The sequence below is a fragment of the Thermophilibacter sp. ZX-H3 genome (genome assembly GCF_052599055.1).
Window position 1 is genome coordinate 61,115 of the sequence record NZ_JBQXES010000008.1, and the last position, 22,071, is coordinate 83,185.

The 22,071-nt window shown below is 69.7% G+C and carries 20 protein-coding genes; 12 read left to right on the top strand and 8 right to left on the bottom strand.

The genetic code is table 11. The annotated features are described in order from the left end of the window. Positions 1–15 precede the first annotated feature (15 nt). The 5 genes from ACULPM_RS04830 to ACULPM_RS04850 all read left to right on the top strand — a co-directional run bounded on the left by ACULPM_RS04830 (position 16) and on the right by ACULPM_RS04850 (position 4,506). Positions 16–1,167, top strand: a complete 1,152-nt coding sequence (locus ACULPM_RS04830; RefSeq protein WP_445331444.1) for a bifunctional chorismate mutase/prephenate dehydratase — start codon at positions 16–18, stop codon at positions 1,165–1,167. A 9-nt stretch (positions 1,168–1,176) separates the two neighbouring features. Next, positions 1,177–2,457: a shikimate kinase gene (locus ACULPM_RS04835; protein ID WP_167929463.1), complete on the top strand. Its 1,281-nt coding sequence runs from the start codon at positions 1,177–1,179 to the stop codon at positions 2,455–2,457. 195 nt (positions 2,458–2,652) lie between these two features. Then, positions 2,653–3,606: a type II 3-dehydroquinate dehydratase gene (gene aroQ, locus ACULPM_RS04840; protein ID WP_167929437.1), complete on the top strand. Its 954-nt coding sequence runs from the start codon at positions 2,653–2,655 to the stop codon at positions 3,604–3,606. A 133-nt stretch (positions 3,607–3,739) separates the two neighbouring features. After that, entirely contained in the window at positions 3,740–4,144 is a 405-nt protein-coding gene (locus ACULPM_RS04845) for a hypothetical protein (protein WP_167929438.1), read from the top strand. After that, on the top strand, positions 4,141–4,506 hold the full coding sequence (locus ACULPM_RS04850) for a hypothetical protein (RefSeq protein WP_445331445.1): 366 nt from the start codon (positions 4,141–4,143) through the stop codon (positions 4,504–4,506). Before ACULPM_RS04845 ends, ACULPM_RS04850 begins: the two co-directional genes overlap by 4 nt. Here the strand turns inward: ACULPM_RS04850 and ACULPM_RS04855 are convergent. Next, entirely contained in the window at positions 4,484–6,052 is a 1,569-nt protein-coding gene (locus ACULPM_RS04855; RefSeq protein WP_445331446.1) for a LuxR C-terminal-related transcriptional regulator, read from the bottom strand. The two genes, ACULPM_RS04850 and ACULPM_RS04855, sit on opposite strands and share 23 nt — an antisense overlap. 7 nt (positions 6,053–6,059) lie before the next feature. Beyond that, a complete protein-coding gene (locus ACULPM_RS04860; protein ID WP_445331447.1) occupies positions 6,060–6,659 on the bottom strand; it encodes a 5-formyltetrahydrofolate cyclo-ligase in 600 nt (199 codons plus the stop codon). A gap of 151 nt (positions 6,660–6,810) precedes the next feature. On the opposite strand from ACULPM_RS04860, the gene trpS reads away from it, so the two are divergent. Next, on the top strand, positions 6,811–7,860 hold the full coding sequence (gene trpS / locus ACULPM_RS04865; protein WP_445331448.1) for a tryptophan--tRNA ligase: 1,050 nt from the start codon (positions 6,811–6,813) through the stop codon (positions 7,858–7,860). A 379-nt stretch (positions 7,861–8,239) separates the two neighbouring features. On the opposite strand, the gene argF is transcribed toward trpS, so the two are convergent. Beyond that, positions 8,240–9,238, bottom strand: a complete 999-nt coding sequence (gene argF, locus ACULPM_RS04870; RefSeq protein WP_445331449.1) for an ornithine carbamoyltransferase — start codon at positions 9,236–9,238, stop codon at positions 8,240–8,242. 202 nt (positions 9,239–9,440) lie between these two features. Here argF and ppk1 point away from each other — a divergent pair, with 202 nt between their 5' ends. The 5 genes from ppk1 to ACULPM_RS04895 all read left to right on the top strand — a co-directional run bounded on the left by ppk1 (position 9,441) and on the right by ACULPM_RS04895 (position 15,420). Then, on the top strand, positions 9,441–11,924 hold the full coding sequence (gene ppk1, locus ACULPM_RS04875) for a polyphosphate kinase 1 (protein ID WP_445331450.1): 2,484 nt from the start codon (positions 9,441–9,443) through the stop codon (positions 11,922–11,924). 29 nt (positions 11,925–11,953) lie between these two features. After that, positions 11,954–13,246 carry a 23S rRNA (uracil(1939)-C(5))-methyltransferase RlmD gene (gene rlmD, locus ACULPM_RS04880; protein WP_167931134.1) on the top strand — a complete coding sequence of 431 codons (1,293 nt, stop codon included), beginning with the start codon at positions 11,954–11,956 and terminating at the stop codon, positions 13,244–13,246. Positions 13,247–13,437: 191 nt separating this feature from the next. Continuing rightward, positions 13,438–13,623 (top strand): ferredoxin, encoded by a 186-nt coding sequence (locus ACULPM_RS04885; protein ID WP_075280240.1) that lies wholly within the window; start codon positions 13,438–13,440, stop codon positions 13,621–13,623. Between the two features lie 215 nt (positions 13,624–13,838). Continuing rightward, positions 13,839–14,471, top strand: a complete 633-nt coding sequence (locus tag ACULPM_RS04890; RefSeq protein WP_445331451.1) for a Maf family protein — start codon at positions 13,839–13,841, stop codon at positions 14,469–14,471. Further along, the gene (locus tag ACULPM_RS04895) at positions 14,464–15,420 is read left to right on the top strand and encodes a P1 family peptidase (protein ID WP_445331452.1); all 957 of its coding nucleotides are present in this window, start codon (positions 14,464–14,466) and stop codon (positions 15,418–15,420) included. Before ACULPM_RS04890 ends, ACULPM_RS04895 begins: the two co-directional genes overlap by 8 nt. Positions 15,421–15,914: 494 nt before the next feature. Here the strand turns inward: ACULPM_RS04895 and ACULPM_RS04900 are convergent, their stop codons facing one another. Continuing rightward, positions 15,915–16,949 carry a glycosyltransferase family 2 protein gene (locus ACULPM_RS04900; RefSeq protein WP_445331453.1) on the bottom strand — a complete coding sequence of 345 codons (1,035 nt, stop codon included), beginning with the start codon at positions 16,947–16,949 and terminating at the stop codon, positions 15,915–15,917. Between the two features lie 89 nt (positions 16,950–17,038). Continuing rightward, positions 17,039–18,241 (bottom strand): UDP-galactopyranose mutase, encoded by a 1,203-nt coding sequence (gene glf / locus ACULPM_RS04905; RefSeq protein ID WP_167931125.1) that lies wholly within the window; start codon positions 18,239–18,241, stop codon positions 17,039–17,041. A gap of 200 nt (positions 18,242–18,441) precedes the next feature. Here glf and pta point away from each other — a divergent pair, with 200 nt between their 5' ends. Next, the gene (pta, locus tag ACULPM_RS04910) at positions 18,442–19,428 is read left to right on the top strand and encodes a phosphate acetyltransferase (RefSeq protein ID WP_167931124.1); all 987 of its coding nucleotides are present in this window, start codon (positions 18,442–18,444) and stop codon (positions 19,426–19,428) included. A 106-nt stretch (positions 19,429–19,534) separates the two neighbouring features. On the opposite strand, the gene ACULPM_RS04915 is transcribed toward pta, so the two are convergent. From ACULPM_RS04915 to pckA, 3 genes are all read right to left on the bottom strand, one after another. Further along, positions 19,535–20,020: a type II toxin-antitoxin system VapC family toxin gene (locus ACULPM_RS04915; RefSeq protein ID WP_445331454.1), complete on the bottom strand. Its 486-nt coding sequence runs from the start codon at positions 20,018–20,020 to the stop codon at positions 19,535–19,537. Beyond that, entirely contained in the window at positions 20,010–20,327 is a 318-nt protein-coding gene (locus tag ACULPM_RS04920; RefSeq protein ID WP_445331455.1) for a FitA-like ribbon-helix-helix domain-containing protein, read from the bottom strand. The genes ACULPM_RS04915 and ACULPM_RS04920 overlap by 11 nt, the downstream gene beginning before the upstream one ends. Positions 20,328–20,459: 132 nt before the next feature. After that, positions 20,460–22,064 carry a phosphoenolpyruvate carboxykinase (ATP) gene (gene pckA, locus ACULPM_RS04925; RefSeq protein WP_167931121.1) on the bottom strand — a complete coding sequence of 535 codons (1,605 nt, stop codon included), beginning with the start codon at positions 22,062–22,064 and terminating at the stop codon, positions 20,460–20,462. Positions 22,065–22,071: the final 7 nt, after the last annotated feature.

The following is a 22,071-nucleotide window of genomic DNA, read 5'->3' on the forward strand; positions in this document are numbered from 1 at the left end:
TAAGAAAGGTTTGACATGCCTGAGCTCTCTGAACTTCGACGTGAGATAGACCGCATAGACGGGGAGATCTTCCGGCTCTTCTCGGAGCGCGCCGGCGTGGCCGAGCAGGTCGCGGCCTACAAGCGCGAGCGCGGCATGCGCGTCTTCGACCCCGCCCGCGAGCGCGCGAAGGTCGCGGACGCCGCGGAGCGCGCGCCCGAGGACCTGGCGACCTACGCCCAGGTGCTGATGGAGCTCCTCATGGAGGCCTCCCGGGCGCGCCAGCACGCGCTGCTCTCCGACGTGGCGGACGACGGCACCCTCGCGCTCGTCGAGCGCGCCCGCGCGGAGACGCCGGAGCTTTTCCCCCGCTCGGCGCACGTCTCGTGCCAGGGGGTCGAGGGGGCCTACTCGCAGATCGCGGCGGAGCGCATCTTCCGCCGCCCCTCGATCAGCTACGCCGCGACGTTCGACGGCGTGTTCCGCGCCGTCGAGCAGGGCGCCGCGGACTACGGCGTCATCCCCGTCGAGAACTCCACCGCCGGCTCGGTGAACCAGGTCTTCGACCTCATGATGGAGCACTCGTTCTACGTGGTGCGCACCACCCGCGTGAAGGTGGACCACAACCTGCTCGCCCTGCGCGGCGCCGAGCTTTCCGGCATCCGCGAGATATTCAGCCACGAGCAGGCGATCAACCAGTGCGCGGAGTTCATCTCCGGCCTGCCCGACGTCCGGGTGCGCGTCTGCGAGAACACCGCGGCGGCGGCCAAGGGGGTCGCCGAGTCCGGCCGGCTCGACGTCGCCGCGCTCTCGTCGCTCCCCTGCGCCGGCCTCTACGGCCTCGAGGTGCTCTCCGCCGACGTCCAGGACCGCGACAACAACTACACGCGCTTCGCATGCATCTCCAAGAGCCTCGAGGTCTACCCCGGCGCGGACCGCACCTCCCTCATGATCGTGCTGCCCCACGAGCCCGGCGCCCTCTACAAGCTGCTCGCCAAGTTCTACGCGCTCGACATCAACCTCCTCAAGCTCGAGAGCCGCCCCATCCCCGAGCGCGACTTCGAGTTCATGTTCTACTTCGACATCGAGTGCCCGGTCGCGGCGCCCGAGTTCTCCTCCCTCCTGGCGACGCTCTCCCCGCTCTGCCAGGAGTTCCGCTACCTCGGGAGCTATGCGGAGGTGATCTAGGTGGCGGGCATGAGGGGCCTCGGCGAGGCGAGCTTCGGCCTCGTGGGGCGCTCGCTCGGGCACAGCTGGTCGCCGCAGATCCACGCGCGGCTGGGCTCCGCCCCCTACGCGCTCGTGGAGGTCGAGCCGGACGGGCTCGCCCCCCTCGTGCGCGACGGCGCGTGGCGCGGCCTCAACGTGACCATCCCCTACAAGCGCGAGGCGGCGGCCCTCGCGGACGTGCGCTCCCCCGCCGTGGAGCGGATCGGCGCGGCGAACACCCTCGTGCGAGCCGAGGACGGGAGCGTCGTCGCCGAGAACACCGACGTCCTCGGCTTCTCCTGGATGCTCGCTCGCTTCTGTCGAGAGCGCCTCGGGGGCTCGCCGCGCGACCTCCTCGAGGGCGAGAAGGTCCTCGTCCTCGGGAGCGGCGGCGCGAGCCAGGCCGTCGTCGACGCGCTCGAGCACGTCGCCGGGGCGCGCGCCGTCGTGATCTCGCGCTCGGGCGCCGAGACCTACGCCACCCTCGTCGAGCGCCATGCGGACGCAGCGCTCCTCGTCAACACCACGCCCGTGGGCATGTTCCCGCGCTGCCCCGCGACGCCCGTCCCCGAGGGGGACCTCGCGCGCCTCGCGGGGCTCAGGGGCGTGCTCGACGTGGTCTACAACCCCGAGCGCACCGGGCTCTGCCTCTGCGCCGAGCGCCTCGGCCTCCCGAGCGAGTCGGGCCTCGCCATGCTCGTCGCCCAGGCGCTCTATGCGAGCGAGCTCTTCCAGGGCCGCCCGATCGACGACGCCGTCGTCCCCCGGATCGAGCGCGAGATTCGCTCCCAGACCCAGAACGTGGTGCTCGTCGGCATGCCCGGCGCCGGCAAGACGAGCTGCGGCAGGGCCCTCGCCCGCGCGCTCGGCAGGCCGCTCGTCGACATAGACGAGGTCATCGCCACCGAGCAGGGCCGCAGCGCAGCCCAGATCATCCGCGAGGACGGCGAGGGGGCCTTCCGCGCGGTCGAGTCCGAGGTCACCGGCCGCTACGGCGCCCGCTCCGGCCTCGTCATCGCCTGCGGCGGGGGCGTCGTCACGCGCCCGGAGAACTACGCCCCGCTGCACCAGAACGGCACGATCGTCCTTCTCGACCGCCCGGTCGACCAGCTCGGCACCGAGGGCCGCCCGGTCTCGCAGTCGCGCGGCGTCGAGGCGCTCGCGGCCGAGCGCATGCCGCTCTACCGCGCCTGGGCGGACCTCGTCGTGACGTGCACGGGGACGCCCCAGGGCGACGCCGCGCTCGTCCGGTCCCGCCTCGGCCTGTAGCGGCGCGCGAGGCGCGCGGACTTGTGGCGTTTTGCCGGAGCCTCGACCGCCCGCCGCGCCGCTCGGCGGGATGGGCGGCACGCCGGCGCGACACACGTATACTAGCCATTCGAAAAGACGGATGACGCAGTCGTATGACGGTGAGTGGAGACGGGGCTCTGACTCGCGATTCGACGACGGGGAAAGGATCGCGGAGTGGACAGGCACCAGATCGCAGAGGAGGTCCTCGCGGCCATCGGCGGGGGCAAGAACGTCATGGCCAACGACATCTGCATGACCCGCCTCAGGCTCGTGACCGAGGACCCCTCGCTCGTCGACACCGACCAGCTCTCCGCCGCGCGCGGCGTGCTCGGCTTCGTGAGGAGCGGGGACAACGGCATCGAGGTCGTCTTCGGGCCCGGCAAGGCCGAGGCCGTCCACGACGAGATCGCGCGCATGACCGGCGTCGACACGAGCGACGTCGAGCAGGGTCCGTCCTTCCTCCCCCAGCAGAGCTCCATCAGGGTCCACATCACCCCCGCCCGCCTTCGGCCCGCCCCGGTGGCGCCCGCCGCGCCCGCGGCGGACGACGAGCGCTCCCCCGTGGACGAGCTCGTCAGCCTGCTGAGCGAGATCGAGCCCTCTGACGCCGACCTCGACGCGGAGGACGATGACGACGCCCTCGAGGCGACCGAGGACGACGAGGGGCGCGGCGAGCCCGAGCGCAGGAAGCCGCGGGTCCTCGTGATCAACGGCCCCAACATCAACATGCTCGGCATCCGCGAGCCGGACATCTACGGGCACGACACCTATCAGGCCCTTCTCGGCATCTGCCAGGCGAGCGCCCGCGACGCCGGCTTTGCGGACTGCACCTGCTTCCAGTCCAACCACGAGGGCGACCTCATCGACGCCATCCAGGACGCCTACGGAAGCTACGACGGCATCGTCATCAACCCAGGCGCCTACACGCACACCTCCATCGCCATCCTCGACGCCGCGAAGGCGGTGGGCCTGCCCATGGTCGAGGTGCACATCTCCAAGCTCGACGAGCGCGAGGAGTTCCGCCAGGTCTCCTACATCCGCGCCGCCTGCTTCGAGACGATCACCGGCCTCGGCCTGGACGGCTACCGCAAGGCGATGTTCGACCTTGCGGGGCACCTCGGGCTCTAGCGCGACGTTGCCTCCGGGCCCACGAGCCCGGGGTCCACAGGCGGTTGGGCGATCGCATCCCCCGGGACGACAGACGCTCCTCTCGACATCTGCCAGGATCTAGGCGAGAGGAACCCCGTCGAAGGAGGCCGCCATGAAGCCCCGTCCCCCTGCCAAGCTCGTGCTCCCCGTCGTGTACCTCGCCGTCTGGGGAGGCTCCGTCGCCGGCATCTGGATGGCCGACGACGCGGGCCTCATGGGCGCCATCATCCTGTGGCTCTACCTCCTCATGCCCGCCGTGACCCTGGGGACGTCGGTCGCCGCCGCGCTGCTCGACGCCTACGGGAGGGCCACGTGGCTCTGGGCGCCCGCCTGCGGCGTCGGGCTCATGCTCGTGCCCTCCCTCACGACGTCGCTCGCCAACACGCTCGCCACGGGCAACGTCCACGCGCCAGACCTCGGCGTCTTTGCCGTCGGGACGGCCATCTCGCTCGTGGGACTCCTGGCCGGGCGAGCTGCGGGGGCCCTCCGACGGCGGCGAGGGGGCGGTCGGGCATGAGGCCGCGTTCGGGGGCTTCCCTGTCGCTTGCCTACCTCGGCGCGTGGGCGGTCGCGGCCGTCGTGCTCCTCGCCGCCCGGGAGGGCGCGTTCGGGCCGCCCCAGCTGGCATGGCCGGCGCTGCTCGCGCTCTACCTCCTCATGCCCGCGACGGCGGTCGTGGTCTCCTACGCGGCGGGGCGCGGGGGCGCGTTCGGCCGATGCGCGTGGGCGCCAATCCTGGCGATAGGCGTGCTCCAGCAGGCGCTCCACTGCTTCACGCCTCACTTCTACCTGAGCGCCATCGAGCTCTGCCTGAGCCTCGGGCTGTCGATCATCGCCTACCTCGTGGGATACGTGGTCAGGCGCGTGCGGGAATCCTGAGCGCCTCCCTGAGCTCTGCCGCGCTGTGCACCCCAAGGGCCCGGTAGACGCGGCTCCGGTACGACTTGACCGTGCCGCGCGCGAGGTGCAGGCGCTCGCACACCTCGGGCTCGCCCATGCCGCCGGCGAGGCAGAGCGCCACCTCCACCTGCGTCTCACTGAGCCCGCGCTCGCTCAGGAGCTCCCGCGCGAGCGCGTCATGGCGCGGGGCGTCGCCGGGCTCGGGCCCGAAGGCGCGACCGAAGGCAAGCGCGGCCAGGGCGGCGACGAGGAGCCACGCCCCGTCGAGCGGGCCGGGCTCGGGGAGGACGACCCTCGCCACCGCGTCCTGAGAAAGTGCGATCAGAGCGAGACCCATGAGACCGGAGGCCTCGGGGGCGCGACAGGCGAGCTCCTGCGACCCTGCCCTGAGGACGCAGCGCGCCCGCGAGGCGGGGGCGTCCCCGGGCTCGCGGCGCGCGATGTCCGCGCCCAGAAGCGCGAGCGCCGCGACGACGAGCAGCGCTCCCGCGAGGCGACGTGGCCACGTCGAGACGACGAGCGCGGGGACGAGGGGCGCGACCAGCGCCGTGACGAGCCCCTTGTCCCAGGAGGGCGAGGTGCCGAGGCGCTCGCCGAGCGCATGGGCGCCGCCGGTGTCCGCGCCCAGGAGGACGAAGCACGAGAGCGAGACCGAGACGAGCAGCGCGCCGGCAACGACGCAGGCGCTGGAAAGCGACGAGGGCGCCAGGAGGGTGACCAGCGAGGCGCAGGGCGGCGTGGCCGCGGCCAGCGCCTCCGCAAGCCGCCGCGCGCGGCTCTCGCCAGCTCGGTCGTCCTTCTCGCCCCGCGCTCCCCCGACCTCTTTCGCGAGGGCCTCGAGCTCGTCCTTCGAGCCGACGCCCAGCTTCTCGTAGCCCCTCGAGCGCAGGGTGCCGACGGTCGACTCCGAGACGCCGAGCGCGCGGGCGATCTGGGGGCGCGTCTCGCCGGCAAGGGTCCTCTCCAGCACCTCCGCCTCACGCGGGCTGAGGGGGCGGGCGGCGAGGGAGGCGAGGGGCGCGGAGGCGTCAGCGGGCTTACCGCCGCGGGACGAAAGCGCCCTGACCGCGAGCACCGCCACGACTGCGCACGTCGCGAGCGAGAGCGACGCGAGCGCGACGGCGGGCGAGGGGGCCGGGAGGAGGGCGCAGGCGAGGACGGCGACGCCAGAGACCGAGAAGAGCTCCCGCTCGGGAACGCCCGCCCCCACGGCCAGGCATATCAGGCCGATGAGCGAGACCGTCGAGAGGGCGACCGCGAGGGCAGAGGGGAGCTGCAGTCCCAGCGCCCGAGCGGCGGCGCAGAGCGCGAGGGCTGACGTGGCAACCCCGCCGGCCGCCACCATCGCGCGCCGGCAGCGCTCGGAGGAGACGGGGTCCGCCGCGCCGAGCAGCCTCCCTGCAAGGACGAGGGCGGAGGCGAGGGGAACGGAAAGGGGGAGCGCGCACGCGGAGGTCAGAAGGCAGGCGATCCAGGCGAGCGCGAGCGGTCCCCGGCGACGACCCATGTGGGCACGCGCGGACAAGGGAGCCCTACCGGTCGCGGCAGCTCCAGACGGCGCCCTCCGTGGCGATGAAGTCAACGGGAACGTCATGGCCGTCCGTCGGGAGCGGGTTGGAGGAGAGCATCGTCGTGCGCGCGAGGCCGATCTTGTCGCCGGGATAGAACGCGAGGAAGCGGTCGTAGTAGCCGCCGCCGTAGCCCACGCGGTGTCCGGCCCCGTCGAAGACGAGGCCCGGGACGAGGCATACCGAGCCGACCATATCGGGCGTGGTCACGACCGGCGCGTCCGCGGCGGGCTCGAGGATGCGCATCGTGCGCGGGACGAGCTCGTCGAGCGAGCGGATCTCGTGGAAGGCCATGTCGTGGGCCTCGAGGTCGACCCTCGGGACGGCGACGCGCCGCCCCTCCGCGAGCAGCGACTCGATGAGCGCGCGCGTCCCCACCTCCGCCTCGCGCGACACGTACGTCAGCACGAGGGAGGCCTCGGAGAAGAGCGGGAACGCCTCGAGGGCGCTTCGTATCGAGGCGTCGCTCTCAAGGCGGGAGCGTGCCGGGATGGCGCGACGAGCGACGAGGTAGTTGCTCCTGAGCGAGCTCTTGTCGGCGTCCGTCCCGTATGAGCTCGCCATGGCCTCTCCCCTCTCTCGCTGAAGCAATGGGACCATTCTAGCAGTGAATCCCCGACGCACCCGTCTCGTGGCGGGCAATTCAACCCGTTTTGCCGTACCATAGGGTGCCGTGTGAACGCTGACGCGCCATGGCGCGACGAAGGGGGAAGACATGCCCAACGAGGGTAGCTACGAGGCCGCAAAGCGCAGGAGCGACGAGGTCCACGCCGACCTTCTCGTCCATCCCGAGAACTACACGATGCTCACGGGCGACCGCCCGACGGGCCGGCTCCACCTCGGTCACTACTTCGGCACGCTCGTCGACCGCGTGCGCCTGCAGGACATGGGCGTGCGCACCAACATCATCATCGCCGACTACCAGGTCATCACCGACCGCGACACCACCGAGCACATCCGCGACAACGTCTACAACATGGTCATCGACTACCTCGCCTGCGGGATCGACCCGGCCAAGACGATGGTATTCACGCACTCAGCGGTGCCCGAGCTCAACCAGCTCATGCTCCCCTTCCTCTCCCTCGTGACCGAGGCCGAGATGGAGCGCAACCCCACCGTCAAGGCCGAGCAGGAGGCCTCCGGCCACGCGCTCACGGGGCTTCTGCTCACCTACCCCGTGCACCAGGCCTGTGACATCCTCTTCTGCAAGGGCAACATCGTGCCCGTGGGCCGCGACCAGCTCCCCCACATCGAGATCACCTCCAAGATCGCCCGCCGCTTCAACGAGCGCTACGGCAAGGTCTTCCCCGACGTGACGGGCCTTCTCACCTCCACGCCGCTGCTTCCCGGCCTCGACGGCCGCAAGATGAGCAAGTCCTACGGCAACGCGATCTCCATCTCCATGACCGCGGAGGAGACGGCAAGGCTCATCAAGAAGTCCAAGAGCGACTCCGAGCGCAACATCACCTTCGACCCCGAGAACCGCCCGGAGATCTCCGGTCTTCTCACCACGGCCGGCATCTGCACCGGCCGCGACCCGAAAGAGATCGCCGAGGAGATCGGCATGGGCGGCGCGGGCCAGCTCAAGCGCGTGGTGACCGAGGCCGTCAACGGCTACTTCGCCCCCATCCGCGAGCGCCGCGCGGAGATCGAGAAGGACATGGGCTACGTGGCCGACGTCCTGCACGAGGGCAACCGCCGCGCCCGCGAGATCGCGACCGCGACCCTCGACGAGGTCCGCGAGGCCATGGGCATGGTCTACTAGGCGAGCCTGAGGCCCCGCGCCTCACGCGACACCCTGGGTTCCGCCGCGTCCTGCGGTCCGCGCGCACAGACTCGATGTGACGCGGTCGGGAAGCACGGGCCGCCACTCAAATCCGGAACTGAGCGCGACGACGTGCTCAGTTCCGGAAATGAGCGGCGGCCCGTGCTCAGATTCGGATTTGAGCGCCGGGCTACGGGGCCTTGCGGGCGGCGCGCGACCTCGACCTGCGTGAGCGTGGCCGGCCGGGGGGCCGACATCCTCGCGTGCCGCCGCAACGGGCCCGCCGCGGCGCTCAGTTCCGGATTTGAGCACCGGCCCCTACTCAGTTCCGGATTTGCGTGCGAGGCGGGTGTCCGCCGTACGCTGGCCGAGCGTACGGCTACTTCAACGTCGCGTACATCACGGCCTTGATGCTGTGCAGGCGGTTCTCCGCCTCGTCGAAGACGCGGCTGCGCGGCCCCTCGAAGACCTCGTCGGTCACCTCGAGCTCGGCCAGGCCGAACTTCTGGTAGACCTCCTCGCCGATCGTGGTCTTGCGGTCGTGGAAGCTCGGCAGGCAGTGCATGAAGATCGCGTCGGGAGCCGCCTTGGCCATGAGCTCGGCGTTCACCTGGTACGGCGAGAGCAGGCGGATGCGCTCGCCCCAGAGGTCGGCGGACTCGCCCATGGAGACCCAGATGTCGGTGTAGATGACGCTCGCGCCGCGGGCGCCCTCCTCGACGTCCGCCGTGAGAGCTATCGTGGCGCCCGTCTCGGCGGCGATCGCGCGGCACGTCTCGACCAGCTCGGCGGAGGGCATCTGCTCGGCAGGGCCGCACGCGCAGAAGTCGATCCCCAGCTTGGCGCACACCACCATGAGCGAGTTGCCCACGTTGTTGCCGGCGTCGCCCATGAAGGTCACCTTGCGGCCGGCCATGCCGCCCCGCCCGAACTCCTCCTCCATCGTGAGGACGTCGGCGAGCATCTGCGTGGGGTGGAACTCCGTGGTGAGACCGTTCCAGACGGGAACGCCCGCGTACTCGGCGAGCTCCTCAACGCGCTCCTGCCCGAAGCCGCGGTACTCGATGCCGTCGAACATGCGGCCGAGCACGCGCGCCGTGTCGGCGATGGACTCCTTCTTGCCGATCTGGCTCGCGGAGGGGTCGAGGTAGACGGCGTGCATGCCGAGGTCCGCGGCGCCCACCTCGAACGCGCAGCGCGTGCGCGTGGAGGTCTTCTCAAAGACGAGGGCGACGTTTCTGCCCTCGAGATAGCGGTGCGGCTCGTGCGCGCGCTTCTTGGCCTTGAGGTCGGCGGAGAGGTCGAGCAGATAGCGGATCTCGTCAGGGGTGAAGTCGAGGAGCTTGAGGAAGCTCCGCCCAGAGAGGCTCACGGACATGTTCTTCTCCTTCCGGGCGCGGCCCGTCGCTGGTTTGCTGAGGAGAGCATTGTATTCCCCGCCGCTCGCCGACGCACTCGGCAGAACGGGGCGCTTTGCACAACCTTAACGGTCGCAGGCGCGGAGCGGCGCCGCGCAAGCGGTACTATGTGAGAATAGCCGTGAGGTAGGCTCACACCACAACGCTGTTGAAAGGTTCGCGATGAGCAAGGACAAGACGAGAGACGCCGCAGACCAGGACGTCAAGAAGGGCGCCAAGACGGCACGCCGCGAGAAGGAGCTCGAGAAGGCCGCCGAGAAGTACGCCGGCAAGGACAAGGACGGCAAGCGCGACTTCTCCTACACCCAGAACCGAGAGATCAGCTGGCTGCGCTTCGACGACCGCATCCTCGACGAGGCCTACGACCCCGACGTCCCCATCTTCGAGCGCCTCAAGTTCTGCGAGATCGTCGAGTCCAACCTCGACGAGTGGTTCATGATCCGCGTGGGCGGCCTCTCCGACCTCGCCTCGCTCAAGAACCAGCCGCGCGACAACAAGTCCAACCAGACGCCCGCCGAGCAGCTCGACGGCATCTTCGAGGCCCTGCCCGCCCTCGTGGAGCGTCACGAGCGCGGCCTCGCCGAGGTCGAGTCGCTCCTCGCCGAGAAGGGCCTCGTGCGGGTCTCCCCCGCCGAGTACACCGACGAGGACCGCTCCGCCGTGCGCCGGCACTTCGAGCGCCGCCTCGCGCCGATCATCTCCCCCCTCATCGTCGACCCGCGCCACCCCTTCCCCAACCTGAGGAACGGGCGGCTCTTCGTGGCCTGCTCGCTCGACGGCGTCGACGAGACGGGCCTTCTCGGCATCATCGAGGTGCCGCGCACCGAGGCACGCGTCGTCGCGCTGCCCTCCGGGCCCAAGACCTGGCGCTACACCCTGCTCGAGGACGTCCTCGAGACCTCGCTCGACCAGTGCTTCGGAGACTACGTCCCCAAGCGCTCCGCGGTGCTGCGCGTCACGCGCAACGCGGACATCGACCCCGACGGCGAGGGAGTCGAGGAGGAGGAGGACTACCGCCAGCACATGAAGAAGGTCCTCAAGCTCCGCCAGCGCCTCCAGCCCGTCCGCCTGGAGATCCGCGGCAAGCTCGGCAAGAAGCTCGAGGACCTCGTCGCCGGCGAGCTCTCGCTCGAGCCTCGCCGGATCTTCCACCTCGAGCGCCCCATCGACCTCGGGTACGTCTACGGGCTCGAGCCCCACATCCCCGACCACGTTCACACCGCCTGCGTCTACCGTCCCTTCGAGCCGCAGATCTCCCCCATGGTCGACCTCTCGCGCCCGATGCGCGGGCAGGTGGAGGACCACGACGTCCTGCTCACCTACCCCTACGAGTCCATGACGCCGCTGCTGCGCCTCGTGCGCGAGGCCTCCGCCGACGACGCGTGCATCTCCATCAAGATCACGCTCTACCGCGTGGCCAAGAGCTCGCACCTCTGCGAGAGCCTCATCAGCGCCGCCGAGGCGGGCAAGGACGTCACCGTCCTCATGGAGCTGCGCGCCCGCTTCGACGAGGCCAACAACATCGCCTGGGCGGAGCGCCTCGAGGACGCCGGCTGCACCGTCATCTACGGCTCCGAGGGCTTCAAGTGCCACTCCAAGATCTGCCAGATCACCTATCACGACCGCGACGGCATCCGCCGCATCACGTGCCTCGGCACCGGCAACTTCAACGAGAAGACCGCGACGCTCTACTCCGACTTCATGCTGCTCACCGCCGACGAGGGCATCGGCGCGGACGGCAACACGTTCTTCCGCAACCTCTCCCTCGGCAACCTCCGCGGCACCTATCGCCAGCTCGGCGTGGCGCCCGTGGGCCTGAAGCCGCTCGTCATGCGCGGCCTCGACCGCGAGATCGCCCGCGCCCGCGAGGGCGCGCCGGCGCGCGTCTTCTTCAAGATGAACTCGCTCACGGACCGCGACGTCATCGACAAGATCTCCGAGGCCTGCGAGGCCGGCGTCAAGGTCGTCATGATCGTGCGCGGCATCTGCTGCATCAAGGCGGGCGTCCCGGGCAAGACCGACGGCCTCGTGGTGCGCCAGATCGCCGGCCGCTTCCTCGAGCACGCGCGCATCTACGCCTTCGGCGAGTACTCGGACACGATCTACCTCTCGAGCGCCGACATGATGACGAGAAACACCGAGCGCCGCGTGGAGATCGCCTACCCCGTGCGCGACCCCGCCTGCTCGGAGATCGTCCGCCACTTCATCGAGCTCCAGCTCTCGGACAACGTCAAGGCGCGCCAGCTCACGGCCGACGGCACCTGGGCGCGCGTCGAGTCCAGCCCCGACGACCCGCGCGTCATCTGCCAGGAGGTCCTCCTCAAGGAGGCCTACGAGCGCGCGAGGGCGGCCGTCGAGGAGCGCGCGGCCGCCGCGAAGGCGGACCGCTTCGAGCCCGAGCCCGAGGCGGCCCCGGCGCTCACGCCCGTCGAGGACGCGGTGGCTGCCGAGGAGCCGGGCGAGGAGGCCGCTGGGGCGGCCGCCGACGCGGCCCCCGTCCCCGCGCCGGAGCCCCCCGCGGCGCCCGCGCCTGCCCCCCGCCCCGCCCCGAGCCCGGCCCCGGCGCGGCGCAAGGGCCGCGTCGGCCGCGCGCTGTCCCTCTTCGGCCAGGCCTTCGGCACCCTCTTCGGCGGAGGTGACGAGTGAGCGAGGAGCTCGAGCTCGTCTGCGAGCGCATGACCTATGGCCCGGACGCCGTCGCCCATGACGGCGGCGGGCGGGCCGTCTTCGTCTCCGGGGCGGTCGCGGGCGACCGCGTCCGCGCCGTGGTGGACCGCGAGGAGGACCGCTGGGCCCATGCCCGCGCGACCGAGGTCTTGGAGGCCTCCCCCGACCGCGTCACGCCCGCATGCCCGTACGCGGGCGCCTGCGGGGGCTGCCCGTGGGCGGCGCTCTCGCGCGACGCGCAGGCTGCGGCCAAGCGCGCCTGCGTCGTCGACGCGCTCTCGCGCGTGGGGCGCATGGGCGACGCGCGCGCCGAGGAGCTCGTCGCCCCGCTCGAGTCCGCGGGCGACCCCTGGGGGTATCGCAACAAGGTCGAGCTCGCCGTCTCCCGGGATCGCGGTCGCGTCGCGCTCGGAATGCACGCCGCGTGCGGCGAGGGGGTCGTGCGGGTCAAGGGCTGCATGCTGCTCGACAAGGCGCACGCCGGTGCCGTCAAGTCCGTCGCCGGCGCGCTCTCCTACCTCTCCAACAGCCATGGGCTCGACCTCGAGCGCGTGGGCATCCGCGTCTCGCGGCGCACGCGCGACGTCGAGGTCGCCCTCTGGGACCGTCCCGGGGCCTTCCCACGCGCCCAGGCGGCAAAGGTGCTCGAGGACGCCCTCAGGCCCACCTCCGTGGTGCGCGTCATGCAGAAGGGCCCCGCCAAGGCGCGCCGCATCGCGGGCGTGGAGTGCCTCTCCGGCGCCGGCTCGTGGGGGGAGCTCGTCGGGGACGAGCGCATGCGCGTCTCCGCCCCGTCCTTCTTCCAGGTGAACACGCGCGGCGCCGAGCGGCTCGTCGAGCTCGTCATGGCCGCCCTCGACCCGCGTGATGACGAGGAGGCCATGGACCTCTACTGCGGCGCCGGCACCTTCACGCTCCCGCTCGCCCGGAGGGCCGGCTTCGTCTCCGCCGTGGAGTCCTACGGGCCGGCGGTACGCGACCTGCGGCGCAACCTCGAGACCGCGGGGCTGGACAACGTCGACCCAATCGGGGGGGACGCGGGCAGGGAGTTCCCGGACACGGATGCCGACGTGATCGTGGTCGACCCTCCTCGCGCGGGCCTCTCCGCGGACGTGGTGCGCCGGCTCTCCGAGCAGCCCGCCCGGGCCATAGCCTACGTCTCCTGCGACCCGGCGACCCTGGCTCGCGACCTCGCGCGCTTTGGCGAGGCCGGGACCTTCTCGCCCGTTCGCGTGACGCCGGTGGACCTCTTCCCCCAGACGTATCACGTGGAGACGGTGACGCTGCTCGAGCGCACGTGAGGCGCGCCCGGCAAGCGGCATGACGCGGCTGCTTAACACTACCTATCTGGTAGGAATAAAGCGCAGCTCATGACCGTTAGCCGTCATTTCTGCCCCCGGACGACAAACAGTTGCGCGCGCGGCGCGAAACGTGTAAAAACAGAATGAACCTGGGCGAGGGGCCCAGGCCCAGGCTAGAGAGAGGAATCAACATGAAGGCTACGGTCAACGAGGATTGCATCGGCTGCGGGCTCTGCGAGGGCACCTGCCCCGACGTCTTCTCCATCTCTGACGACGGCGTCGCCGTCGCCATCGAGGAGGACGTCCCCGAGGACGCCGAGGACGCCGCCCAGGAGGCTGCTGACAACTGCCCCGTCTCCGCCATCGTCGTGGAGTAGGCAGCTGCGCCAGGCGCTGCCGGCGGGGGCCCTCGGGCCCCCGCTTTTTTGTTTTACGGCCCCTTCCGCGTTTGCTCGTGCAAACGCGAGGGCAATCACGGGTCCCCTTGGGGGCCAACTGGGAAAACGCGGCAGATCGCGCCGCGTTTGCTCGTGCAAACGCGGGGGCGGCCCTACAATGGGACACGCAACGTGACACGGACAGGAGGTCGTGCGTGATACTCGCCTCACAATCCCCGCGCCGCCGCGAGCTGCTGGCGGACGCGGGCTTCGAGCTCACCATCATCCCCGCCCAGATCGACGAGTCCCGCCTGCCGGACGAGACCCCCGTCGAGCTGGTGGGCCGGCTCGCCGCCGAGAAGGCCGAGGCGGTCCGGGCGAGCCTGGAGGCGGGGGTTCGGGACGACCTGCTCGTCGCGGCGGACACCATCGTGTGGATGGGCGACGAGGCCCTGGGGAAGCCCTCGGACGCCTCAGACGCGGCGGCCATGCTGCGCGAGCTCTCGGGCCGCACGCACCACGTCTCGACGGGCGTCTGCGCGATGAGGCTCGCCCCGGGCGGAGAGCCCATAGCGGAGACGCGCTTCGTCGAGACGACGGACGTCACGTTCTGGGAGCTCACCGGGGCTGAGGTCGCGGCCTACGTCGCCACGGGCGAGCCGCTCGACAAGGCGGGCGCCTACGGCATCCAGGGGGCCGGGCGAATGCTCGTGAGACGGGTCGACGGGGACTACCCCAACGTCGTCGGGCTGCCCGTCGCCCGCCTGGTGCGCGAGCTCGGCAGGCTCATGTCAGACGGGGCGGACCCCGTCGCGGAATCCATCAGGTTGGGAGGGCCCCATGCCTAGCATCACGCAGATCCCGGGCGTCTTCGCCGCCCACGCAACCAACGAGGCGGCAGGGACCGGGTGCACCGTCATCGTCTGCCCGAAGGGCGCCACGGGTGGCGTCGACGTGCGCGGCGGGGCCCCCGCAACGCGCGAGACGGACCTCCTCCGCCCCGAGGAGACCGTCGACGTGCTCCACGCCGTCGTGCTCTCCGGGGGAAGCGCTTTCGGGCTTGCGGCGGCATGCGGCGTCGCGGACGAGCTCGAGCGCCGCGGAATCGGGCTCGACGTGGGGGTGGCGCGCGTGCCCATCGTGTCCGGTGCGTGCCTGTTCGACCTCGCCTGCGGGGACCCGAGCGTGCGGCCCACGGCCGATGACGGGCGCGCCGCATGCGTTCGCGCCCTCGACTGCCCCGGGGCCCCGCTCGCACGCGGCAACGTCGGGGCCGGAGCCGGGTGCACCGTCGGAAAGCTCGCCGGGCCCGACCGCGCCATGAAGGGCGGCCTCGGGGAGGACGTCGAGCGCGCGGGCGAGCTCGTCTGCGGCGCCGTTTCCGCCGTCAACGCCTGCGGCGACGTTCGCGACCCCGACTCGGGGGAGACGATCGCCGGGATGCGCGGGGAGACGGGCGGGCTGGCGAGGACCCTCGACGTTCTTCTCGGCGGCTCGGCGAGCATGCCGCTCGAGCGGACCAACACCACGATCTCCTGCGTGGTCACCAATGCCCGGCTCACCAAGGCACAGGCCACCAAGGTCGCCCAGATGGCGGCCGACGCCTACGCCCACGCCATCTCCCCCACCCACACGACCAACGACGGCGACACCGTCTTCGTCATGGCCACGGGCGCGGTGGAGGCACCCGTGGACGTGGTGGGCTCGCTCGCCACGCGCGCGCTCGGGCGCGCCATCGCCGACGGCGCGCGCCAGGCCGAGACCGCCTACGGCTACCCCGCCGCCCGCGACCTCTAGGCGCGCCCTCGCACCGCCTTCCGACCCCGGCGCTCCGCTCCCCCGCCCGGGCGCCGCATGCCGTCGTGCTCATTTCTGGATTTGAGTACGGGCTCGCGCTCAGTTCCGCATCTGAGCGCCACGTCAGGCCCCGCTTACGCTCAGTTCCGCATCTGAGTGCCGAACCGGCAGCGCCGCCGCGCTCAATTCCGGATTTGAGCGCGGGCCGATGCTCAGTTCCGGATTTGAGTACGGGCCCGCACTCAGTTCGGCATCTGAGTACGAGCTGATGCGCAATTCCGCATCTGAGCGCCGCAAAGGGGCCGCAGCGTGCCCGGCTTCGCAAGAGCCTGGGGCCGGCGCCGCCGACCCGCCCAAGACACCACGCGGCAAAATGCCGCTGCGACGTGAGGCGGCATCGGCCGACGCCCGAACGCCCGCCCTTCTCGCCCGGCGGCTTCTGCGAAGCACCGATCTGGGGAGAAGGGCGGGCGTTTGGCCAGGCGACGGAGAGCCTAGTTGAACTTCACGAGCTTCTGGGCCGCCTTGTAACCGGCGAGCGTGAGCGAGCGGCCCACGGTGCCGGGGAGGTTGGTCGCCATGCCCACGATGCCGTGGCGCGCGCGGCGGTACATGCGCTTGTCGTAGGCCTTGAGCTCGTCCCAGAGCGACTGCAGCTCGTCCATGGCGTCCTCGCGGTCGCTCTTCTTGGAGAAGACGGAGCAGATGGCCATGATGATCGTGAAGTAGTTCATCATGTAGCTGCGCAGCTTCGCCGAGGAGATGTCGTCGTAGACGTGATAGGCGTGCATCATGATGCGGGCGACGCGCCAGTAGTGGTCCACACGGCTCGTGAGCACCTTGTCGTTCACGGACTGGTCCTCGCGACCGATGAAGTAGCGATAGACGTCGGCGTCGAGGTAGTAGATGCTGCGGCACTTGGGGAACGGCACGTAGGCGTAGATGTTGTCCACGTAGAAGGTGTGCGGCGGCATCTGGAGGTTGGCCTCGCGCAGGGTGTCAACGCGGTAGGTGAGCGCGTGCATGAGCAGGTACTGCCACATCATGAAGTGGCCCATGTCGTTCCAGGTGAAGACCTTCCCGCGCGGCAGCACGTGATGGTAGTCAACGACGTTCTGCGTGTCGTCCTCGACGTGCTCGTAGACGTAGTTGGTGATCACGAGGTCGACGTGGTCGCCGAGGCTGATGAAGCGACGGAGCTGCTCGAGCAGGGCCATGACGGCCTCCCCGTCGACCCAGTCGTCGGAGTCGATGTTCTTGAAGTAGACGCCGTCGGCGTTGGCGACGGCCTTCATGACGGCGACGCCGTGGCCGCCGTTCTCCTGGTGGACCGCCTTGATAAGGGACGGGTAGCGCGCCGCCCACTCGTCGGCCTTCGCGGGGGTCTCGTCCTTGGTCGACCCGTCATCGACGATGACGATCTGGACGTCCTCGGCATACCCCGTGCCCTCGAGGATCGACTCGATGCAGTGGTCCATGTACGCGGCCGAGTTGTAGCAGGGGATGCCAAAGGTGATGGTCTTGTTCATCGGGGCCCTTCGGGTCATGGGAGGCGGGCCCTTTTCGGCCCGCCGCAGGTACATCACGGGAGCGGGCCCCGAGGGGCCCGCCATCCGCGCTAGCTGTGCTGGGAGACCAGCTCGTCGGAGAGCTCGAGCGCCGACGCCACGACGCCGTCCATGTCGTAGTAGCGGTACTCGGCGAGCCTGCCCACGCAGTGGAAGTTCACCACGCCGGCGACGCGCTCGCGATAGCGGCGATAGAGCTCGCGGTTGGCGTCCTCGAGGATGGCGTAGTAGGGAGTCTCCCCCGAGCCGGGCGTGTACGCCTTGGAGTACTCCTTCATGATGGTGGTCTTGCCGGGCAGGACCTGGCCGGTCATGTTCTTGAACTCGGTGATGCGGGTGAAGTCCTCGCTCGTGGTGTAGTTGACGGTGCCGACGGGCTGGAACTGGTCCTGGTCGAGCGTCTCGAAGACCATGTCGAGCGTGCGGTACGGCAGCGCGCCGAGGTCGAGGTCGAAGAGCTCGTCGAGCGGGCCGGTGTAGATGACCTCGCCGCCATAGGGCTTGCCGCACACGGAGACGCTCATGTCGGACACCTTGAGGATGTCGCGGGCGTCGACGCCGAGGAAGACCGAGATGAGGTCATGCTCGAGCATGTGCTCGAAGAGCACGGTGTAGCCCTCCGCCGGCATGCCCTGGAAGGGGGCGCCCGGGAAGTAGCGGTCGTCGTCGCCCACGAAGACGGGGACGCGCCCGGTGATGGACGGGTCGATCTGGTCGGGCGTCTGGCCCCACTGCTTCATCGTGTAGTAGAGGAAGACATTCTCGAAGACGTAGTCGGCGACCTCGACGAGCTCGGGGTCGTTCTTCTCGCGAAGCTCCATGATGGGGACCTTCTTGTTCTCGCCGAAGGTCGCAACGAGCTTCTGGTAGAGCCGCTCGCCCTTCTCCTCGCCGAAGGCGAGCTTGAGAGAGCGGTGGTTGAAGGGGACCGGCATGAGTGTGCCGTGGATGTTGGCGAGCACCTTGTGCTGGTAGTCGGTCCACTCGGTGAAGCGCGAGAGGAACTGGTTCACGCGCTCGCTCATGGTGTGGTAGATGTGCGGGCCGTACTTGTGCACGAGGACGCCCGCCTCGTCGTAGTAGTCGTACGCGTTGCCGGCGATGTGGTCGCGACGCTCGAGGATGGCGACCTTGAAGCCGCAGGACTCCGCGAGGCGGCGCGCGCACACGGCGCCGGCGTATCCCGCGCCGACGACGATGGCGTCATAGCTGTCCGGATTGAACCCAGCGGGCAGACCGTTTTCGATACCCATACACGTCCTCTCAGCCGTCAGATACTCGCGTGCCGCCGCTGCGGCGGGGCGAGCGCGCTCCGCTCGCCCAATCGTGCGATAGATTCTAGCACCTCGTCCCTATAATGGTCTCGTGCCCGCACCCTCCCCGCCGATTCTCACACAATCGAGGGGCGAGCGCGCTAGAATGTGAGCGTTTCGCGGCTATCGAAGGGAAGAACATGAGCGACTTTCTCACACGGATGAAGACCGCCGCCAAGGCGGACAAGAAGACCATCGTCCTGCCCGAGGGCGAGGACCCGCGCACCCTCGAGGCGGCCCGCAAGATCGTCGAGGAGGGCCTCGCCGACCTCGTCATCCTGGGCGACCCCGCGACGATCGACGTCGAGGGCGTGACCGTCATCGACCCGAAGAGCCCCACCGCCCCCAAGCACGAGGCCTACGCCCAGAAGTTCGCCGAGCTGCGCGCCAAGAAGGGCGTGACCATCGAGCAGGCCCGCGCGCAGATGATGGACGCCACCTACTACGGCACGATGATGGTCAAGATGGGCGACGCCGACGGCCTGGTCTCCGGCGCCTGCCACTCCACCGCCAACACGCTTCGCCCGGCCCTGCAGATTCTGAAGACGGCCCCGGGCACCAAGCTCGTCTCCGCCTTCATGGTCATGTGCACCAAGACCCCCGAGTTCGGCGCTGACGGCACGCTCGTCTTCGCCGACTGCGGCCTCAACATCGACCCGACCTCCGACGAGCTCTCCGAGATCGCCATCGCCTCCGCGAACTCCTTCAAGACCTTCATGGGCGACGTCGAGCCCAAGGTGGCCATGCTCTCCTACTCCACGATGGGATCGGCCGGCGGCGACACTGCCAAGAAGGTCCAGGAGGCCACGGCCTTCGCCAAGGAGAAGGCGCCCGAGCTCGCCGTTGACGGCGACCTGCAGCTCGACGCCGCCATCGTGCCCTCCGTGGCCCAGCTCAAGGCCCCCGAGAGCACCGTGGCCGGCCACGCCAACGTGCTCGTCTTCCCCAACCTCGAGACCGGCAACATCGGCTACAAGCTCGTGCAGCGCTTCGGCCAGGCGGACGCCTACGGCCCCATCCTGCAGGGCATCGCCAAGCCGGTGAACGACCTGTCCCGCGGCTGCTCCGCCGACGACATCGTGGGCGTCGTCGCCATCACCGCCGTCCAGGCGCAGATGGCCGAGTAGCGCTCACGGCGCACGGCGAGAAGAACCGGCGCGAGAAGAACAGCCGATAAGAACGTGGGGCCCGGAGGCTGATGCCTCCGGGCCCCTTTCCGTGCCGATTCGGGCCTCAGCCCCGCCCCAGCAGCTCGTCGCGCGCGTACGCCCGGCCGGGCCCCTCCTCGAGGTCCGCGCGGATGGTCCAGGGCTCTCCGCCCCCAAGGCGCTCCCCGCACACGCAGCTCACGCCGTTCTCGAGCGCGAGCTTGACGAGACGCCGGTCAATGGTGAGAAGCGTTCCGCCCGTCCTTCTTGCCAGCACGAGGTAGAACATGTCATAGCTCGAATGGCGCAGGCGGACCGACTCGGAAAGCACCTCTGGGCAGAGGTCTTCCATGGGAACGAACTCGTCAACCAGTCGAAGCGCCCGCGCCAGATTATCCTGCATGTCACCCGCGGCCATCTTGCCGCCGCGAACGTGCTTCTGGAAGACATGGATAATCTCTGCGATATAGAGCTGCGGCGCGAGCGCTCGCTCCCCCTCATACATCAGCTGCTCAAACTTCTTTCCCTCAGGCCAGCCGAGGGAAAGCGCGCATCCGGCGCTAGCATCCAAGATAAGCAAGGCGCTCCTCCCTCCCCTCGCGGATTATCTCCACGACGCTCGGAAAGTCGTCGGGCATCTCCACCTTGGGAAGCGCGCGTATCTCGGCGAAGAGCGCCTCGCGCCTTGCGATGCGCGCCTGACGCTCCTCTTCCTCCGTGAGCGCACGCTCGCGCGCGGCGCCCCCCGGAACCAGCCGCAGGTGCTCCTCGATGGCGACGGTCGCCTCCTGGGCGAGGCTCCGGTGCTCGCGCTCCGCGCGCCACTTGAGCGCGTCGTAGGTCCCCTGCGGGAGGTCCCTGATCTGCAGTGCGGGCATCTCAGCTCCTTTCATCATGTGATATGCATGCATAGTACATCATCCACACGACGAAAAAGGCGCCGCCCACCCCGGACGGGACGGGCGGCGCCATCTCGGTCCCAGGCGGGACCGACGCGCATCGAAGGGGGGCTACTTCCCCATGATGGGCTTGGGGCCGGCGGCGCGGACCTCGGGCGCCATCGTGGTGAGGCGCTTCTCGGCGTTGTCGACGAACATCTGGGCGAGCTTCTCGGCCATCTCGTCGTAGGCCGCGCGGTCCTCCCAGGTGTTGCGGGCGTTGAGGAGCTCGGAGGGCACCCCCGGGCAGGTGGTGGGCACGTCGAGGTTGAAGCGCTCGTCGTGGACGAACTCGCAGTCGTCGATGATGCCGGACTGGGCGGCCTCGACCATCTTGCGGGTGTAGGCGAGCTTCATGCGCTTGCCGGTGCCGTAGGGGCCGCCGGTCCAGCCGGTGTTGATGAGGTAGACGCGCACGCCGCCCTTATCGATCTTCTCGCCGAGCATCTGGGCGTAGACGTTGGGGTCGAGCGGCATGAACGGCTCGCCGAAGAGCGAAGAGAACGTGGGCTGGGGCTCCTTGATGCCGCGCTCGGTGCCGGCGACCTTGGAGGTGAAGCCGGTCATGAAGTGGTACATGGCCGCGTTGCGGTCGAGCTTGGCGATCGGGGGCAGCACGCCGAAGGCGTCGGCGGTGAGGAAGATCACGACGTCGGGGGTGCGCTTGGCGCGGCCCTTCTTGACGGCGCCGGGGACGAACTCGACCGGGTAGGCCACGCGGCCGTTCTCGGTGAGGGAGGTGTCGAAGTAGTCGGCCTCGCGGGTGTCGGGGTCGATGACGACGTTCTCGCACATGGAGCCGAAGCGGATGGCGTTCCAGATCTGCGGCTCGGTCTCGGGCGTGATGTCGATGGTCTTGGCGTAGCAGCCGCCCTCGATGTTGAACACCTTGTCCTCGGCCCAGCCGTGCTCGTCGTCGCCGATGAGCAGGCGGTCGTCGGCCGCGGAGAGGGTGGTCTTGCCGGTGCCGGAGAGGCCGAAGAAGACCGTGGTGCCGTGGGAGCGCGGGTTCATGTTGCAGGAGCAGTGCATGGTGAGCACGTTGTCCTCGACGGGCAGCAGGTAGTTCATGACCGAGAAAATCGACTTCTTGATCTCGCCGGAGTACTGGGTGCCCACGACGAGGATCGTGCGCTCCTGGAAGTTGATGAGGACCGCGGCCTCGGAGTGGGTGCCGTAGACCTCGGGGTCGAGCTTGAGCGTGGGGGCGGCCATCACGACGAAGTCCGCCTCGCCGAAGTCGCGCAGCTCGCTCTGCGTGGGGCGCACGAGCATCTGGTGCACGAAGAGCGCCTGGCTCGCGAGCTCGCAGATGGCGCAGATCTTGCGGGAGTAGCGGCGGTCGGCGCCGGCGAGGCCGTGCACCACGAAGAGGCGGCGCTCGGAGAGGTGGCCGATGACCTCGGCCTTGATCTTGTTGTAGTTCTCGACGGAGAACGGCACGTTGACGCTGCCCCACGCGATCTTGTCGTGCACGTCGGGCGTGTCGACGATGAAGCGGTCCTTGGGCGAGCGGCCCGTGTACTGGCCGGTGATGACGGAGAGCGAGCCGGTTCCCGTGAGCTCGCCCTCGCCGCGCTCGACCGCGGTCTCGATGAGGACGGCGGGAGACGCGTCGATGACGGTCTTCTCCTCCGTGTGCGCGATGCCGTATCGCAGAAGCTCCTCGATGATCATGCGTACC

What these genes read in the sequence shown, in the direction of transcription:
- ACULPM_RS04830 (WP_445331444.1), top strand. Translation starts at nt 16, where the DNA reads ATGCCTGAGCTCTCTGAACTTCGACGTGAGATAGACCGCATAGACGGG.
- ACULPM_RS04835 (WP_167929463.1), top strand. Translation starts at nt 1,177, where the DNA reads ATGAGGGGCCTCGGCGAGGCGAGCTTCGGCCTCGTGGGGCGCTCGCTC.
- ACULPM_RS04845 (WP_167929438.1), top strand. Translation starts at nt 3,740, where the DNA reads ATGAAGCCCCGTCCCCCTGCCAAGCTCGTGCTCCCCGTCGTGTACCTC.
- ACULPM_RS04850 (WP_445331445.1), top strand. Translation starts at nt 4,141, where the DNA reads ATGAGGCCGCGTTCGGGGGCTTCCCTGTCGCTTGCCTACCTCGGCGCG.
- ACULPM_RS04860 (WP_445331447.1), bottom strand. Translation starts at nt 6,659, where the DNA reads ATGGCGAGCTCATACGGGACGGACGCCGACAAGAGCTCGCTCAGGAGC.
- trpS (WP_445331448.1), top strand. Translation starts at nt 6,811, where the DNA reads ATGCCCAACGAGGGTAGCTACGAGGCCGCAAAGCGCAGGAGCGACGAG.
- argF (WP_445331449.1), bottom strand. Translation starts at nt 9,238, where the DNA reads ATGTCCGTGAGCCTCTCTGGGCGGAGCTTCCTCAAGCTCCTCGACTTC.
- ppk1 (WP_445331450.1), top strand. Translation starts at nt 9,441, where the DNA reads ATGAGCAAGGACAAGACGAGAGACGCCGCAGACCAGGACGTCAAGAAG.
- rlmD (WP_167931134.1), top strand. Translation starts at nt 11,954, where the DNA reads ATGACCTATGGCCCGGACGCCGTCGCCCATGACGGCGGCGGGCGGGCC.
- ACULPM_RS04885 (WP_075280240.1), top strand. Translation starts at nt 13,438, where the DNA reads ATGAAGGCTACGGTCAACGAGGATTGCATCGGCTGCGGGCTCTGCGAG.
- ACULPM_RS04895 (WP_445331452.1), top strand. Translation starts at nt 14,464, where the DNA reads ATGCCTAGCATCACGCAGATCCCGGGCGTCTTCGCCGCCCACGCAACC.
- ACULPM_RS04900 (WP_445331453.1), bottom strand. Translation starts at nt 16,949, where the DNA reads ATGAACAAGACCATCACCTTTGGCATCCCCTGCTACAACTCGGCCGCG.
- glf (WP_167931125.1), bottom strand. Translation starts at nt 18,241, where the DNA reads ATGGGTATCGAAAACGGTCTGCCCGCTGGGTTCAATCCGGACAGCTAT.
- pta (WP_167931124.1), top strand. Translation starts at nt 18,442, where the DNA reads ATGAGCGACTTTCTCACACGGATGAAGACCGCCGCCAAGGCGGACAAG.
- ACULPM_RS04920 (WP_445331455.1), bottom strand. Translation starts at nt 20,327, where the DNA reads ATGCCCGCACTGCAGATCAGGGACCTCCCGCAGGGGACCTACGACGCG.
- pckA (WP_167931121.1), bottom strand. Translation starts at nt 22,064, where the DNA reads ATGATCATCGAGGAGCTTCTGCGATACGGCATCGCGCACACGGAGGAG.